This is a genomic window from Mesorhizobium sp. M4B.F.Ca.ET.143.01.1.1 (assembly GCF_004792275.1).
Lineage (GTDB): Bacteria > Pseudomonadota > Alphaproteobacteria > Rhizobiales > Rhizobiaceae > Mesorhizobium > Mesorhizobium abyssinicae.
Genome location: NZ_SRSR01000030.1, coordinates 1 through 15,484, shown reverse-complemented (window position 1 = coordinate 15,484; position 15,484 = coordinate 1). Strand labels below are relative to the sequence as shown.

11 protein-coding genes and 4 pseudogenes are annotated in these 15,484 nt (G+C 59.3%); 4 read left to right on the top strand and 11 right to left on the bottom strand.

The window, feature by feature from the left end; translation table 11 throughout:
- Positions 1 to 32: 32 nt before the first annotated feature.
- The 3 genes and pseudogenes from EN786_RS34710 to EN786_RS39115 form a co-directional block, all read right to left on the bottom strand.
- Complete coding sequence (locus tag EN786_RS34710; protein ID WP_135909807.1) at positions 33 to 1,586, bottom strand: alkaline phosphatase family protein; 1,554 nt, start codon at positions 1,584 to 1,586, stop codon at positions 33 to 35.
- The gene (locus EN786_RS34705) at positions 1,579 to 2,415 is read right to left on the bottom strand and encodes a DeoR/GlpR family DNA-binding transcription regulator (protein WP_135909805.1); all 837 of its coding nucleotides are present in this window, start codon (positions 2,413 to 2,415) and stop codon (positions 1,579 to 1,581) included. Before EN786_RS34705 ends, EN786_RS34710 begins: the two co-directional genes overlap by 8 nt.
- A 117-nt stretch (positions 2,416 to 2,532) precedes the next feature.
- Positions 2,533 to 2,768: pseudogene (locus EN786_RS39115) on the bottom strand (IS21 family transposase); the annotation flags it as partial.
- A 359-nt stretch (positions 2,769 to 3,127) separates the two neighbouring features.
- On the opposite strand from EN786_RS39115, the gene EN786_RS34700 reads away from it, so the two are divergent.
- A complete protein-coding gene (locus tag EN786_RS34700) occupies positions 3,128 to 4,411 on the top strand; it encodes an acetyl-CoA carboxylase biotin carboxylase subunit family protein (RefSeq protein ID WP_135909803.1) in 1,284 nt (427 codons plus the stop codon).
- A 93-nt stretch (positions 4,412 to 4,504) separates the two neighbouring features.
- Here EN786_RS34700 and EN786_RS34695 read toward each other — a convergent pair.
- Positions 4,505 to 4,915 (bottom strand): annotated as a pseudogene (locus tag EN786_RS34695) (transposase); the annotation flags it as partial.
- Between the two features lie 247 nt (positions 4,916 to 5,162).
- Here EN786_RS34695 and EN786_RS34690 point away from each other — a divergent pair.
- A pseudogene (locus EN786_RS34690) lies at positions 5,163 to 5,414 on the top strand (integrase core domain-containing protein); the annotation flags it as partial.
- Between the two features lie 214 nt (positions 5,415 to 5,628).
- Here EN786_RS34690 and EN786_RS34685 read toward each other — a convergent pair.
- From EN786_RS34685 to EN786_RS34655, 7 genes and pseudogenes are all read right to left on the bottom strand, one after another.
- Positions 5,629 to 6,276 carry a CDP-alcohol phosphatidyltransferase family protein gene (locus EN786_RS34685; protein WP_135909801.1) on the bottom strand — a complete coding sequence of 216 codons (648 nt, stop codon included), beginning with the start codon at positions 6,274 to 6,276 and terminating at the stop codon, positions 5,629 to 5,631.
- Entirely contained in the window at positions 6,273 to 6,998 is a 726-nt protein-coding gene (locus EN786_RS34680; RefSeq protein ID WP_246688821.1) for a GHMP kinase, read from the bottom strand. Before EN786_RS34680 ends, EN786_RS34685 begins: the two co-directional genes overlap by 4 nt.
- Before the next feature lie 200 nt (positions 6,999 to 7,198).
- Complete coding sequence (locus tag EN786_RS34675; RefSeq protein ID WP_135909799.1) at positions 7,199 to 8,758, bottom strand: hypothetical protein; 1,560 nt, start codon at positions 8,756 to 8,758, stop codon at positions 7,199 to 7,201.
- Complete coding sequence (locus EN786_RS34670; protein ID WP_189524355.1) at positions 8,755 to 9,540, bottom strand: phosphocholine cytidylyltransferase family protein; 786 nt, start codon at positions 9,538 to 9,540, stop codon at positions 8,755 to 8,757. Before EN786_RS34670 ends, EN786_RS34675 begins: the two co-directional genes overlap by 4 nt.
- Positions 9,533 to 9,814 carry a hypothetical protein gene (locus EN786_RS39575; protein ID WP_348642266.1) on the bottom strand — a complete coding sequence of 94 codons (282 nt, stop codon included), beginning with the start codon at positions 9,812 to 9,814 and terminating at the stop codon, positions 9,533 to 9,535. Before EN786_RS39575 ends, EN786_RS34670 begins: the two co-directional genes overlap by 8 nt.
- Before the next feature lie 27 nt (positions 9,815 to 9,841).
- A complete protein-coding gene (locus tag EN786_RS34660) occupies positions 9,842 to 10,201 on the bottom strand; it encodes a hypothetical protein (protein WP_246688820.1) in 360 nt (119 codons plus the stop codon).
- Positions 10,202 to 10,713: 512 nt separating this feature from the next.
- Positions 10,714 to 10,935 (bottom strand): annotated as a pseudogene (locus tag EN786_RS34655) (DDE-type integrase/transposase/recombinase); the annotation flags it as partial.
- Positions 10,936 to 11,494: 559 nt separating this feature from the next.
- Here EN786_RS34655 and EN786_RS34650 point away from each other — a divergent pair.
- Positions 11,495 to 12,457 carry a zincin-like metallopeptidase domain-containing protein gene (locus tag EN786_RS34650; protein WP_135909795.1) on the top strand — a complete coding sequence of 321 codons (963 nt, stop codon included), beginning with the start codon at positions 11,495 to 11,497 and terminating at the stop codon, positions 12,455 to 12,457.
- Positions 12,458 to 12,638: 181 nt separating this feature from the next.
- A partial coding sequence (locus EN786_RS34645) for a Tn3 family transposase (RefSeq protein WP_135909793.1) occupies positions 12,639 to 15,484 on the top strand: 2,846 nt, incomplete at its 3' end.

Here is a 15,484-nt window from a genome sequence, read left to right as displayed (position 1 = left end):
TCAGGTTGATTGGCTCGTCTGAATGCCTCTAGTCAGACCGGTTCAGGCTGGACATCTGATGGCGCGTGGACGGTGGACCATGGCGTTCCCTTCTGACGTCCGTCTGTGCTTTCGAATACTAGGTCGGCTTCATCGACGTAGTGGCGATTGCCAATTCGAGTGAGTGAAAGGCGCGAGGTCTTTCCGCCAGTCGTGGACGTATATTCTTCCTGAACGAGGCCAACTTGAGTCGTCTCGCCGTCCAGAACTTCGCGAAGAATCCGGCCGGTCATGTATGGCGAAGCGTCAATGCCAAGCAGATGCAGAGCCGTCGGTGCGATATCGTAAATCCCTGTGCGGGACTCGATTTCTGCGGACCGCCGGAATCCTGCGCCTTCGCAAATGAGGACTGCGGCCAGCTCTGTCGCGTGCAGGCCGCCATGTGTCCCCAAGCCGGTTGGTGCACCAACCTCCGCTGTCTCGTAGTAGGAGGTGCCAGGAATTCCATGCGCGTTGCGACTGTTGTCGCCGCGCAGGTTCACGTAAAGATCAGGCGCACGCATGTGCCCCGTTCCGGTGAGTTCGATCGCAAGAGTACCTGGGATCAGGCCTTCATGCGTGCCCTTCTCCGCAGCGCGTGAGAACGTCGCCCCGAACCAGTCCTGTTCGTGCAGCACATCGAAGACGCCTTGCAGCAACCCCTTGTCAAACTTCCGAAGCCAGATCCCGGGCGCGCGACCATTGCGATAGAGGACATCCACATCGTCTTGAAAGGCGCGCCCGGCCTTTATCCCGGCAGACTTGAACGTCTCGTCGATGGAAAACACCGTGCCCGCGGTAGAATGGCCGTGGTCCGAGGTGATGACGATCGCGATGTTGTCGCGACTAGGCTGGCGGTCCCGCCAATCGACAAGATCGCCGACCGCTTCATCGCACCTCTTCATGGCAAGGAGCATCTCCGGCGCGCCCAAACCATAGCAGTGAGATGCGCTGTCCAGTTCGGTGATCCAGATGATGGAAGCGTCCGGTCTGCGCGCCGGCCATACCGTTCGGGTGAAAATCTCCACCGTTTCGCGTTGAACGCCGCGGTCGAACCCATCAGCGGGTACGGCGTGCAGAGCGCAGATATCGGCGGCCAAGGCTGGAGGAAAGGCAATCTGGGGATAGCGTAGGTTGAACCCGACATGCCCCAGCGCGTCGCCTTTCCAATTCAGGGCAGTGAACGAACCTGGTCCGCTGGAGGTGACGACCGCAAAGGATTTGCCGCTCTTGGCCAGTGTTTCGCCAAGGCTGGGCGTGGTCACCATCCCTCCGATAAGCCGCTGCTCGCCTAAGCGCCAATGATGAATGATATCGGTTTGTGTCAGGCGGCCGGAAGCATCGCGCGAGTAGAACTCGTTTCCGAGAATGCCGTTCGTGCTCGGCCGCGAGCCGGTCGCCAGAGCGGTAAGAGCCCCGCGGGTCTCGCTGGGAAACACCGTGCGGTGCTGCTTGCTCACCACGCCGCGCGCGCTGAGAGCAGCAAGGTTCGGCATCCACTCGGCCTTGACCATATCCGGTCGCAGACCATCGATCCCCATGATGATGACATGCTTCGCCTTAGCCATTCATAGCCTCCGTTATCCTCTCTGTTTGGGCGGAAGCGCCGTCGGCAGGCGCGGTGTCCACGTCCTGGTCCGGAAGAATCACCTTTACTCCCGCCTCTTTGAAAATGTGGTTCAGCTGGTCGGGAACAGGCTCGTCAGTGACAAAGGTGTCCATTTTCCCGAACGGGACGCTTTGGTAGCGCCCAGGCGCTCCGATCTTCGTATGGTCGCCGACGCAGATGACTCGTCTGCTTTGCTCGACGAGCTGCGACTTCAGCCGCATGTTCTCGCTCGTGTCCTCGACCATGCCGTAATCGGTGACGAGGCCATAAACACCGATGATCACGACATCAAAGGTGCACCGCCCTATAGCGTCGAAGACTTCGACGCCCTCCAGAGCCTTATCCGAAGAGTTGTACTGGCCGCCGGTGAACGTCACCTTGTGCCGGGGGCCGGCCAGAAGGGCATCTCCGATGGCAGGGAAATTGGTCATGACGCAGACCGGAGGTCCATTGCGCATGGCTTGAGCGACATGCAGCACCGAACTGCCGGTCGTCATAAATATCCACTGGTTCGGCTCGATCATTTCCGCGACCAGGCGCCCAATCGCGACCTTCCCCCCTCGCGTCATGTTCACTCGGTCTTCGAGCGGAGACGATCGATCCGCCGGCATTGCGCCGCCATAGACGCGCTGCACCGCGCCTTGTTGTTTAAGAAGCGCCAAATCCCGGCGGACTGTCTCCTGGGAAACCCCGAACTTTTCGGCGATCGCTGCAATCGACAGTCCGTTTGTATCTGTGATCAGCTGGACCATGCTTTGGTGGCGACCCGCAGCGGGCAATTTTGACATCTGCAACGTTTTCTCCGTGGCTGAGCGCCTTCTATGGAGGAAATGTTTCAGCGATGTGACATTTCTGCTGAGTTTGTGGTTTAGATTTCATAATCGGTAAAACTCTGTCGCTCCGACACCCAGACGGACCATCGAGCCAAGCAACTGCTTGATCGTGCGCTTCTGCTTGCGCCACACCGAAAATTATCGGCACAGGCATCGAGTTTTCTCGGGCGGTCAGGCACCTTGAGTCATGGCTCGACCGTGTCCGAGCGCAGATATTTGCGGATGGTATTGCTCGACAGCGCTGTGCGCCGCGAGATCTCCCCGATCGATAGCTGCTCCCGCAAAAACCATCGCCGGATAACTCTCAAAAACGCCTGTCCAACACTCCTAAACTCCTGCTCAAACGAGCAGGCTAGCGTTCAGACATTGGGTCAGTTCTCAGTGGAAAAATCTCCAATCCCGGGTCACTTCCTTGCGGAAATCAACACTGGCGTCCCTTGTCCATCGCAACCTTCGAAATTCGTCGACACGCCCCGTGCCACACCGCCGGACCGCCGGCAATCAAACGTTGCAACAGAGCTTTAAGCAACTTTACAGACTCTTTACGACCGCAAATCGCTGACAATGGTACCTTCATCACAGAGCCTGAGGTCAAGCACGGCTAAAAGAGCTGATGCCGATTTACGCTCGGGCCGTGCATAGCACGCAATGTCGGGGTTAACAGCCAATGGCAAGAAGAGCGCTCATCCTGGTTGAAGGCGGTACGCGTACTGGCCTGCTGTTCGTCCAAGCGGCTCAGCGTCTTGGTCTTCATCCAATTACCCTCTCGGCTGATCCAGCTTGGTGCGACTATCTTGCGGCGGAAAGCATTGAGGCAATCCGTGTCGATACAGACAATCTCGATGCGCTGATTCGCCAATGTTCCCGGCTGCGTGCGACCTATGACATTGCTGGCATTACGAGCGCTAGGGAGGCGTTCTATGCGACAGTTGGCAAGCTCTGCCAGTATTTCGATCTATCGGGACCGAATCCCACATCCATTGAACGATGCTGCGACAAACTCGCTCAACGTCAGCTTCTCGCTGAGGCCGGTGTTCCAATCCCTGCTTATCGCTTGGCCGCGACTGCGACGGACGTTGAAAGCGCTGCCGCGGAGATCGGCCTGCCGGTAGTTCTCAAGCCAGCCGTAGGCAACGGCAGCATGGGGGTCCGATTGTGCCGCAACGTCGATGAGTTAGCCGAACATACGACCTATCTGTTGGGCGGGAAGCACATATGGCGCTCTTCGCCGAGGATACTGGTCGAAGAATTCGCACAAGGTCCCCATTATAGTATTGAGATAATGGGAAATGAGGTCATTGGAATTGGCGCCGCTCACTTCGGCCCCCCCCCGCATTTCGTCTACCGTGAGTTCACCTTTCCGGCCGTGCTGACTGATGACGAGCATGAGCGTATCGCCGACATTTCGCTGAGCTGTTTGCGAGCTCTCGGCCTTGGCTGGGGGCCAACGAACATTGAACTCCGGTGGACGAAGCTTGGCCCAGTCGTCATTGAAGTCAATCCACGGCTTGCTGGCACGCCGGACCCTCAACTCGTTCAGCTGGCTTACGGTATCGATCTCATCACCGAGCACATCAAGCTCGTCATCGGCGATCAATGGAATTTGCGCAGAAAGCATTCGCTCACTGCGGCCGCGCGGATCCTGGTTCCTGATCGCGATGGCACCCTCGATTGGATCGGTGGCGACAGTCGGGCGGCTGCTATATCAGGGGTCGCCGAGGTCAAATTCTATGTTGAACCCAAGACGCCGATCGTCAGGAAAGGCGATTCCCGAGACTGGATCGGCCACGTCATCGCCGCTTCACCCAGCCCTACTCGGACCGACGCGATACTCCAGCGAGCCGTCGACTTAATCGATTGGTCGATCACACCATTTCCGACCCTTCGCGAACAAGAACAATCTGCGGCCCTTACCTGCCGCCCAGCGCAGGTGGCGCCAGGTAAGAGGTGATCGTCACCGAACAATGTGTGTCGCCTTCATTCCTGATTCCAGACATGGAAACGTCATGTGTCGTTTAGGTATAGTCGCTACCGCGCGCCTATGTCACTCCCATTCTCCCATTCTGTCGCGGGCCACCTTCAACGGCGCGCGAGCGGCGATTCCGGGCGTCGGCCCAATCACCGCAAGCGTCTTACCACCTTTGACGACAGCGTGCACGACACGCGCCATCTTGGCGGTAATAGCGGTCATTGCCTTGCGGCGCAGATCGGGATTGTCGCGATCCCTCGCGATGTAGCGTTCGAACTTATGACGGAAGCCGTTCTCCCGCTGGCGGATGGCGACTTGCCCGGCGATCCACAGGCTGCGGCGCAGCCGAGCATTGCCGAATTTGGAAAGGCGGGTCTGGCCTCGATATTGGCCTGACTGCTGTTTCGAGAGGTCCAGTCCGCAGAACTTTAGAAACTGGCGATGATGAGCGAAACGGCGAAGATCGCCGGCTTCGGCAATGACGCTTGTGGCCTGGTGCTTCGATCAGAACTTCATTGCGCACCTTGGCAATGTCGATCGCTACCAGCACCGCGGCGGCAGGTGTAGAATCTAAAGTGGTCATGGTCGGTCCCTCCGGAATGGGTTGTGAACATTCACATTCTAGAGAAACTTTGACTGGCTATGCCGCCTCGACAGCGGTGCGCGCCTGCAGCGAAAAGCTGCGCGCACCGCTCTCTCGGGCGCCGCCGATCCTTCATTCCGTAGGTGCTATGGCAGCGAGTTCACCTCGAACGCCATCCTCTCCTGGGCGGATCAGAACCGCGTCGAATGGCACTACATCGCGCCGGGCAAGCCGATGCAAACGGCTTCATCGAGAGCCATCAACGGCCGACTGCGCGATGAACTGCTCAACGAGACGCTGTTTACTTCGCTGGCTCAGGCGCGCGTAGCCATCGCCCTGTGGCGCGCCGACTACAACACCGCGCGGCCGCACTCCCAAATCGCCTGGCAGACACCGGCCGAGTTCGCCAGCACCTTCAATCCGCGACGGTCGCTCGCGCTGCGCTATGCCAAAGGCTCCGCGCCAGCGCCCGTCGCTGCACCCGCCCAGCAGGGCACAAGCCACGCCGGAAACGAACTCAAAACTGGATACAAAGATACAAACGGGGGGCAACGTCAAGACCGCGAGGCGCTCCGCGTGATCCACCGCTGTTAGGCGAGGCCATCGGAGCGCCTTCCTACCGGAGGAGTGTCACTAGCAGGTTGACGCCCGCAAGAGAGAGCACAGCTGTCACAACCGGCCGTACTATGGCGTCTCGACCGCGCGGGAAGTAAAAAGAAGAGACGTTCAAGAGCGAGAGAGTGACTGTGGAAAGCGCGAAAACAATCCCGAATCCACTCTCAATCCAAAATGGATATAGAGGTGTGAGAACCGCCAGAAACGGAATGTTATGGGCGATGGGTAGTCCTTGTACGCGTCCGTCGTCGGTAGCTCCGAAGGCATTGAAGTAACTCAAGCGAATAACGCCACAGAGTACGATAACCGTGAAGGCAATTGCCTGCCAGGCACCGATACCGTTTAAGGAAAGCACGATCATTGCCGGAGCAAGGCTGCTGCTTAGCAAATCGGCGAAGCAGTCCAGAAACGAGCCAACTTCACCTGCTCCAGACGCCCTGTTGCGCGCTCGGCGTGCAACGACCCCATCGATCCAGTCGATTGCGACAGCGAAGAGCGCGAGGCTCATTGACAGGTGGATGTCACCGGCGATGGCGGCAATGATGGCCAGCGCTGAGGAGGCTGTCCCGCCCAAGGTCAGAGCGTTGGCGGCGTCCTTAAAGGGGCTGAGAATGGACCGCGGCCTATCTGCTTTAGTCGTCGTTTTCATTCCACCTCACAAGCCGCTGCAACGGTTGCCGGGTAGTACGTTGGGAGAAAGCCAATTTCGCGGAGTCCTCCTAGCAGCCGCTTGAGGTGCTTCACGCCGATATCAGGCGCCACCATTACTCCGACAATCCGCCCACTATGGGCAACTTGAACGCCCAAGCCACCGGAACGCTGAGAGAATTCGAGCACTTCTCGAAAATGGGGCTGGGGCAGGAAGCGCTCGTTGATGATGGCGCTGCGGGTAGCGATCTGTCCCAACAGCGCGGCGTCATCAGTGGCAATGGCACGGGCGGCCATTCTTACCAGTTCTTGGAACTCGCCAACTTCATCTTCATCGTACCGAGCAGGTTCGAAGCAGATTGTTTCGACAGGGCGATCAGGGTCGGCATTGAAGCTCACGAGACCGAAGTGCGGGAGGCGCTTGGCAAAAGTATTGAGAACCCGTCCTTCACGATGGGCGACCAGGCGGGCTTTCCCTTGGAACATCGTTCCGTCGCTGGCCTCCTCCGCCTGAACGGCGATCTGGAAGATTTCCGTCGGAGAGATGGAGCACCTTAGGGCACGCGCGCATGCACGTACGGCGGCCACGACGTCGGCTGTGGATGAGCCAAGACCGAAACCCATCGGAATATTGGAGCCGACTTGAACGCTAATTCCTTCTGCGCGCTTGTGATGGTTCCTCAGGAATATCATCACAGCCCGATGGGCCTTTTTCCGCGCCATGGGTGAAAACTCCACCCCAGGTGTTGCGGACCGCGCTGCCCAAGCGGCGCTTTGGACATAAGGGAAGGCTAACGTGATAAGGCCTCGGTGGCGTCGCCCGTCCTCATCGACAAAGAGGCCTTGGAGGATCTCACCATGGTGTCCGTTGGCGATCCCCATTGCCCTGGCGCAAGAATTGCGCGGCCGCTGTATTGCCATGTTCATATTGCTGGCGTCCCTGACGGGTTGTCGGCCACGCACATCGCGCCGATCACGCTTGCCGGTTCGTAAGGTGAATGCTCACGGGAAGCGGTCCAAGGAGCTGTCCCAAACTGTTCTCGAAACGCCGAGCTGTCGTGTTCTAGCCGGGACATTCCCCCAGTCACTCGGCCGTGTATTCCTTTTGGTGTGACCGTCCCCTCGAAGCGGTAGTAAATTGTCCACTCGTCGTGCGCTGTCTCGCAACAAATTTGAAGATTATTGCGATCGATGGTTGCCTTGGCGGTTAGTTCGTGGCCGTCAATGTAGACGGTGGCCTCAGAGAGCAGTCGACCTTTCGGTATAAAGATCGTCCCCTCTCGCGAGTGCATCGGGTAGTCGATCCGGTATCGCCAAAGGCCCTCCAGCGAATTCGCTTCGTGTCTTTCTTGCGCACCGGTCTGTTGGACAGAACTCTTCAGTTCCTCGAGCACGCCGATTGCGACCGCGTCGGTTTCGTCATCGCGGAGACAGGCCGGGTCTATATTGATTTCGTACCGCAGTCGTCTGGGATCATCGATCATGATCCGAGGTGTTCGCTTCAGCAGCCGATTTCGGAGCTCTGATATCGTTATGGGCATTCTCACGGGATCCCACGAGATCCGTAACCTTCCAGCAACCTGCCCTGGTGCTCGTTCTATTGAGACGGAAACGCCGGCCTGGTCAGCCAAGCCTTTTGAGATTGAATGCAGCCGACGTTCCAATATCGTATGGAGATCTGCGCCGCAGCCGTGACGAAACCATTCCTCAAGTGCCGCCACAGCGCCGGCAATTTGCTCTTTGCCGATTTTGAAGCCCCGGCCAAAGCCCTGATGAGGCGCGGCTATCGCTGAAGCAGCCTCCACGAGGTCACGGCGTCCAGCAAGCAATCCGGAGGCTGCTGGACCGCCGACGAACTTGCCCAAGCTGTACACGACTAGGTCCGCCCCCTTTGCGAGCCAAGGATCAGGGTAGGCCGGAAAAAATCCGGCTGCATCGACCAGGATTGGAATATGGCCACGTGTCAGCGCTTTCAGGCGACGAATCGACAGCGAGGAATTGTCGGAGCGACGAGCTAGTGCGCAAATCAAGCACGGCTTCCTGCCAAGTTGGTAGAGCAGCTCTCGCTTGTCCCGGGGGAATGCAACGTCGCAGCCAGGCAGGCGCAGAGCGTGCTCATACGCGAAACGTTGGTCGGCCGGTACAAGGACGAAACGCCGGTCGGGACCGCTCAGAGGCAGTCTCAGGATGCGACGAGGATCGTTACCGGCGACGCAAGCGGCAACTGCGAGCGTCAAAGAGGCGGCAGAGCCAGACGTGATCAACGCGTTCTCAGCCGCAATCATGGTAGCGATGTATCGGCCCGCCGCACGCTGTAGCTCGTCCATGTTGACGAACACCCGCGACGCTTCGTCCATCGCGGTGCGGACCGACTCGGTCAGCCGCGAATTGCCATTGATTGCGCGCACGCCAGTACAGTTGATGATTGGCTCGACACCAATGCGGCGCAGGACAGAGGAGCCTCGGGTGAGCGGATTTGTCATAATCTGCTCCCCGGACCCTTTGATCCAGCGAACATTTGCTCGGCTGCCGCAAGGTCCGCGAGCGTATCGACCTCCATCCAGCGTAGCGGGGAGCAAATCACGGCGCGCGATCGCATTCCCGATGAGGTCAGGGAACGTGCGATGTATTCTTCATAGAATGCGTCACCGAATTCGGCAGAAGCGCACTCCCTCAGTGCGAACAGCAGATGCTCCTGGCAAAACGACGCGCTGAGCTTGTAAATGCTGAGAGTCTTCCACCAGTTGCCGGGCGCAAGGTCACCGAAGCCCCCTTTGGCAATAATTTGAAAATGCTCTACGGCTAGGTCATCAGCAAGGCTGACGACTGCACCAGAGGTCGAATGGTCAAGTATATGGTCAACGGGTATGACGCAGTCGGCATTCTCTGCTTGGATGCGTTCGATGATCCCATCATCAAAAACAACGTCGCCGTCCATAATGAGCGTATTGCAACTCAGGAACTCACGCGCTGCCCAAAGGGAGGTTGAGTTGTTTTTGGATCGGTAGCAGTCCGTCTGAATAAAGTGCACTTCTTCCAGTGGACTGCACTTGGTCAGAGTCTCCCTTATTTGCTCGGCGCGATAACCAACTACGATGATCGCCCGCTTGAAGCCACACTGAGCCAGCGTCCCCAGCGATCGTTGGATGATTGGGACTCCGGCAACAGGCACGATCGCTTTGGGCATCTCTGCCGTGATCGGCATCAACCGGCTACCAAGGCCAGCTGCAAGTATGATGACCTGGTCTGCGACGGTATTATTCATAGGAAGCACTCCACCTGTCGTCGATGCCGTGAAGGCACATGATCTTGCGAGAGCAGACCTTGGTGCAGCGGCGGCAGCCGGTGCAGTTCGTGCCATCCATTGCGGTCAGTATTCCGGCATCCAGCTGGAGCCGTGGCAGGTGACGAACGAGTTCGTCATTGTAATTCCGCAATGCAGTCAGCCCTCCTTGCAGCGTAACGTCGAATCTCTTCCCGACGGTTGCCTTGATCTCGGCCCAGTTGACCTGAAGGTGGTCCTCGTTAAGGTCGTGCATTTCCCTTTTCGCAACTCCTGCCCGCTTCTATGAGGCCGGCGCCCACGTCGGGATAGGCTTCGATGGCTGCGATTGCATCGTCGACCACTCTTCTATCGGTCCCAGCGGGTCTCCGAAACATCTCGAAGCCGGGCCGGTGGATGTCGATGTAGCAGTTGCGGCGCTGCGGCTAGGAATATTGACCCTACCCAACCAGGTAGTGCGATCCCGCGCCGTGAGACGGAGAACGGCATGCTGCGCCGTCAAGTGCAGGATAGGGCGGGTGGAGCCGGTCTTGGGCTCGCACCCGATCAGGTACTTCTGCCCAACGCCGAGTCTATTCTGGGACGTGGTGGATTTGCCGATAACTCCTTTCTCAGAAGATGCGATCTGACGCCGACCTGACATGTTGCTATCGCTCCTTCGTTCGATCTATTGGCACCCACGACATGAACGGTGGTCGGCGGCTCCTGCCAGCACACGATCAGGGAATTTCAAAAACCGTGCCAACTGCGGAGAAACAGTCGCAGAAAAAATACTCTCCATCTTATTCAACGGCTTAAATGCGAGTGCAGCAAGAAGCCCCGGCCGGGGCCACCGTGTCGTAGACTCGACAAGCTACGACAGCTGTGTCGGCTCCCCGGCTTCTTTCCGGGAGACCGACAGGAATACTACGCAGTTGAGCGGGATTCCTGCCTCATTCAACGCCGCGCCATCGGTGGGTGGTCGAGCGCAGACGCGGTGTTACCACCCGCAACAATGGATCTTAGCGCCTCAGGATATCAAACCTCGTGTTGAGCAGCGGCAGTGCGTTCGCAAATCAGGACGGGCAGGGTCGGCTATGTCCTCGGCAATTTGAAGGCCAGCTGGCGATGTCACGTTGTCTGGCTATGAACGCGCTGAGACCTGCGGCGCTGTTGTCAGCTGACCACGGTTACGGCTTTCCATTCCGCCATGGCCTGCGTGCGGTGAATATGTGTGGCGAGAGCGGAGCGTTTTGAGCGAGGTGGAACGAAGAGGTTGCGCAGAGCCGAGAAGATCGAGACGAAACGCTGCAGGCTTCCTGGCGACCGGAAGCCCTGCATCACCCGCTCTCGTTTTCGCAGCGGCACATGGGAATTCTCGGCGCGGTTGTTCAATCCAAGCCACCGGCCGCAACCTCCGGGCTTTCCTGGGGAAGATCGTCAGTAACTTCTTCCGTCGTGGCAGCGTCGCCCTCAAGATCGCGGTGAAACTGCCGTTCTTTTTCGAGGCAGACCTGACGGTCAAGACCGAATGGGATCGTGACCAGCGTCGCTAACGCGGCGCCGCCAAGGCCGCTTCGGCGGCCTTGGCGCTATGGCGGCCCGTGGCCGCTAACGGATGCGAGCCGCGAAGCGGCTCACGCCTGTTTCCATCGAGGGGGGAGAGAGCGGCCGCCGTTCTCTCCCCCGCAACAGGCAAAAACGGTCTCCCCGTCCTTCCGCCCTCGAGCCCGCCGGCGTTGCCGGCGAACTCTCCCTTGTGCAGGACCAGGCCCGCGATGATCCGCATGCGCGGATCTCCGCCAGGCCTGTCCCTCCGGGCGGGTGATCCCCCTCCGTTTTTGCCTGTTGCCCCCCTCTCTACGGTCGCTTCGCCGACTGCTCGGGAGCAGGAGCGGGGCTCCTTCCCCTTGCGGGACAGGAAGACCGCTTCGCGGGAAAACAGGAGAGCAGCGCTATGGGAAAGAAAGCCAAAGCCGCCACGACCGAAACGCCGCGCGCCGACGTTTACGAGCGGATCACCAAGCGGATCATTGAACAGCTTGAGCAAGGAACGCGCCCGTGGATGCAGCCGTGGGGCGCTGGCGGAACGCCAGTGCGCCCATTGCGGCATAACGGTGTGCCCTATCGCGGTATCAACACCGTGCTTTTGTGGATGGAGGCCACCGAACGCGGTTTTCTGTCACCCTACTGGATGACCTATAAGCAGTCCCAAGAGCTTGGCGGGCAGGTCCGCAAGGGTGAAAAATCCGCCCTTGTTGTCTACGCGAATGCTATTGAACGCACCGAGACGAACGACAGCGGCGAGGAAATCGAGCGGCGCATTCCCTTCATGAAGGGGTACAACGTCTTTTGTGCCGATCAGATCGACGGCTTGCCGGAGCATTTTTATATCAAGGCGAGCGCACCGGAAGGATCAGAACGCAAGGAACGCATTCCGCATGTCGATGCTTTCTTTGCGAACCTTGGCGCGGACATCCGCGAAGGCGGAAATTCGGCCTTCTATCGGATCGATGCTGATTTCATCTGTATGCCTGCCTTCGGCGCTTTCGTTTCCGCCGAGGCGCATGCGACCACGCTCGGACATGAATGTGCTCATTGGACACGCCACCCGTCGCGGCTTAACCGCGATTTCGGCCGCAAGGCATGGGGCGACGAAGGATATTCGCGCGAAGAAATGGTTGCCGAACTAGCGAGCGTTTTTTTAGCCGCAGATCTTGGCCTTGCCATCGAGCCGCGCGACGATCACGCCGCTTATATTGCCAGTTGGTTGACCGTCTTAAACGGCGATAAGCGCGCCATTTTTCAGGCGGCATCCCATGCCGAGCGCGCCGTCGCCTTCCTGCACAGTCTTCAGCCGCAATCGGCAGAAATCGACGGTGAAGCCGACCAGTTCGAGGACAGCCGCGCCGCCGCTTGAGCGGCGTGGTCATTACCCGCAAACAGGAGATAAGAGCCATCGAAACCAAACGCCTGACCACCGAGCAGGCCTAATCGGCCCCAAGCTGCGATTTTGGCCAAGTTGTGGAACGTTGCCGGAACGGATTGACCGGTATGGCGTCGGCGCTTGAGAATTCACTCTTGGAAGAGGGAGTGGATGTATGGGTTTGCGCGTTTCGCTTGAGGTGTTGACCGGGGCGTGGAGCCTCTCTTTTGCCGACATCGACTTTTTGAACGTCAAGGCGGCCGGGTCGAGGCTTGGACTGGCGGTTCAACTGAAGTTCTTCGCCGCGAACGGATATTTCGCCACCGCGGCGGCTGAGGCCCCCGATGACGCGGTTTCGTATCTGGCCGAGCAGCTTGGCGTCAGCAAGGCAGATCTCTGCCGGTATGATTTTTCGGGGCGTTCAGGGCGGCGCCATTGCGCCGAGATTTTGCGCCATCTTGGTTTCCGCCGGATGAAGCGGGCGGATCGAGCCGCACTTGCGAGCTGGATAGCGACGGAGCTTTGCCCTGGGGGAGCATCGGTCGCAGCGATGATGGAGGCTGTTTTTCTGTGGTGCCGGGATCGCAAGATTTTCGGTCCGTCGCGCAAGGAGATGGAGCGGATAGTGCGCTCCGAGCGGCAACGCTTTCTGGAATCCTTTCTTGGCGGTGTTGCGGATCGGCTTCGCCCGGAAACGGTCGCGCTGATGGAAACATCGCTGGCCGATCCAGATAGCCCGACCGGGTTCCATACGATCAAAGGAGAGGCGGGTGCAGCCACGCTGGACAACATGCTTGCCCTGGCTGATCGGCTTGCCTTCATCAAGAAGCTGGATTTACCGCGGGATCTTCTATCCGCTGCCGGCAAGACCTGGATCGATCAGATCGTTCGGCGGGTCGGCGCCGAAAAAGCGTCGGAGATGCGCCGCCACGCCCCGAGGCGGCAACTGGGCCTCCACACCGTTTTCCTGATGATGCGGGAAGCACAGATCATCGACGGCATGATCGACCTGCTGGTGGAGACCATCCACAAGATCGGGGTGCGTTCGAAGCGCAAGGTGGTGGCCGGCATCGCGCGTGACATCGAGAAGGTTTACGGCAAGGAGCGGCTGCTGGTCGATATCGCGGGTGCCGCGATCGAGGCGCCGGGTGGCCGGGTCTGCGATGTGATCTTTCCGGTAGCGGGCAAGGAGAAGCTTGCGGCGATCGTCAAGGAGCATCGGGCGAAGGGCACGCTCGAACGGCGCATCTACCAGGTTATGCGTGGATCCTATGCCGGTCACTATCGAAGAATCCTGCCGAAGCTTCTTTCGGTTCTGGAGTTTCGTTCGAACAATGCCGTGCCTCGGCCCGTGCTTGGGGCGTTGGACTGGATCAGGCGGGCCTTCGAAAGCGGTTGCCGCGTGGTGCCGCGGAACGGGGTGCCGATCGAAGGCGTCATTCCGCCGAAATGGCGCGGCGCGATCATCGGCAAGCACGGACGCATCAACCGGATCAGCTATGAACTGTGCGTGCTCAGTCAGTTGCGCGACCGTATCCGGGCCAAGGAAATCTGGGTGGTCGGGGCGGACCGCTATCGCAATCCGGACGACGATCTGCCCAAGGATTTCGAGAGCCGACGGGCGGCCTACTACAACGCGCTCAACCTGACGTCGGATGCGCGAGCTTTCACGCGCAAAATCCAGGCCGAGCTTGAGCGGGAATTGCGGCTGCTGAATGCCGAACTCCCCCGCAACGACAAGGCACGCATTCTCTGGCGCGGCGAGAACCGCATCTCGATCACGCCGTTCCAGCCGCTGCCGGAACCGCAAGGCCTACGATCGGTCAAGGCCGAGATCGGCCGGCGTTGGCCGATGACGGAACTGTTGGATGTGTTGAAGGAGACGGCGCTCGACACCGGCTTTCTGGACGCCTTTGAAACGTCGGCTTCCCGTGTGGCGCTTTCGCGCGGTGCGCTCGACCGGCGTTTGATCCTGTGTCTTTACGGGCTGGGCACGAATGCCGGCCTGAAGCGCGTGGCGGCCGGATGCCCGGATGTCAGCTACGAGGAACTGCTTCATGTTGGCCGGCGCTTCATCCATCGGGATGCGCTGGAGGCGGCCTGCGGACGTGTTGCCAATGCGACGCTGGCAATCCGCAACACCGCCATCTGGGGCGAAGCCGGCACGGCTTGTGCCTCGGATTCCAAGAAATTCGGCGCCTGGGACGGCAACCTTATGACCGAATGGCATGTCCGCTATGGCGGTCGCGGCGTGATGATCTACTGGCACGTCGAAAAGGGTTCAACCTGCGTCTTCTCGCAGCTCAAGCGCTGCTCGTCCTCGGAGGTTGCTTCGATGACCAAGGGCGTGCTTCGGCATTGCACCGACATGGAGATCCAGCGGCAGTATGTCGACAGCCACGGCCAGAGCTCGATCGGCTTTGCCTTCTGCCATCTGCTCGGGTTTGAACTGGCGCCACGCCTTAAGGCGATCGCCCGGCAGAAGCTGGCGCTGCCGCATCCAGGCCTGCGCGCTGAATTGCCCAATCTGCTTCCCATTCTTTCCAGCGTCATCAACTGGGAGGAGATCGAGCAGCAGTATGACGAGATGGTCAAATATGCGGCTGCCATGCACAGCGGGTTAGCCGATCCCGAAGCGATCCTGCGCCGCTTCGCCCGCGCCGAGGTGATGCACCCGACCTATAAGGGACTCGCCGAACTCGGCCGGGCGATCAAGACGATCTTCCTTTGCCGGTATTTGCGCCACGAGAAATTCCGCCGCGAAATCCACGAAGGCCTGAATGTGGTCGAGAACTGGAACAGCGCCAACAGCTTCGTCTTCTTCGGCAAGGGTGGCGAGATCGCCTCGAACCGGCTCGATGAGCAGGAGATATCGGTGCTGGCCCTGCATCTGCTGCAGGCGTCGCTTGTCTATGTGAACACGCGCATGATGCAGTCGGTGTTGAGCGAGCCGAAATGGTCGGCGCGGCTGACGCCGGAGGATTATCGCGGCCTGACGCCGCTGATCTACGGGCACGTCAA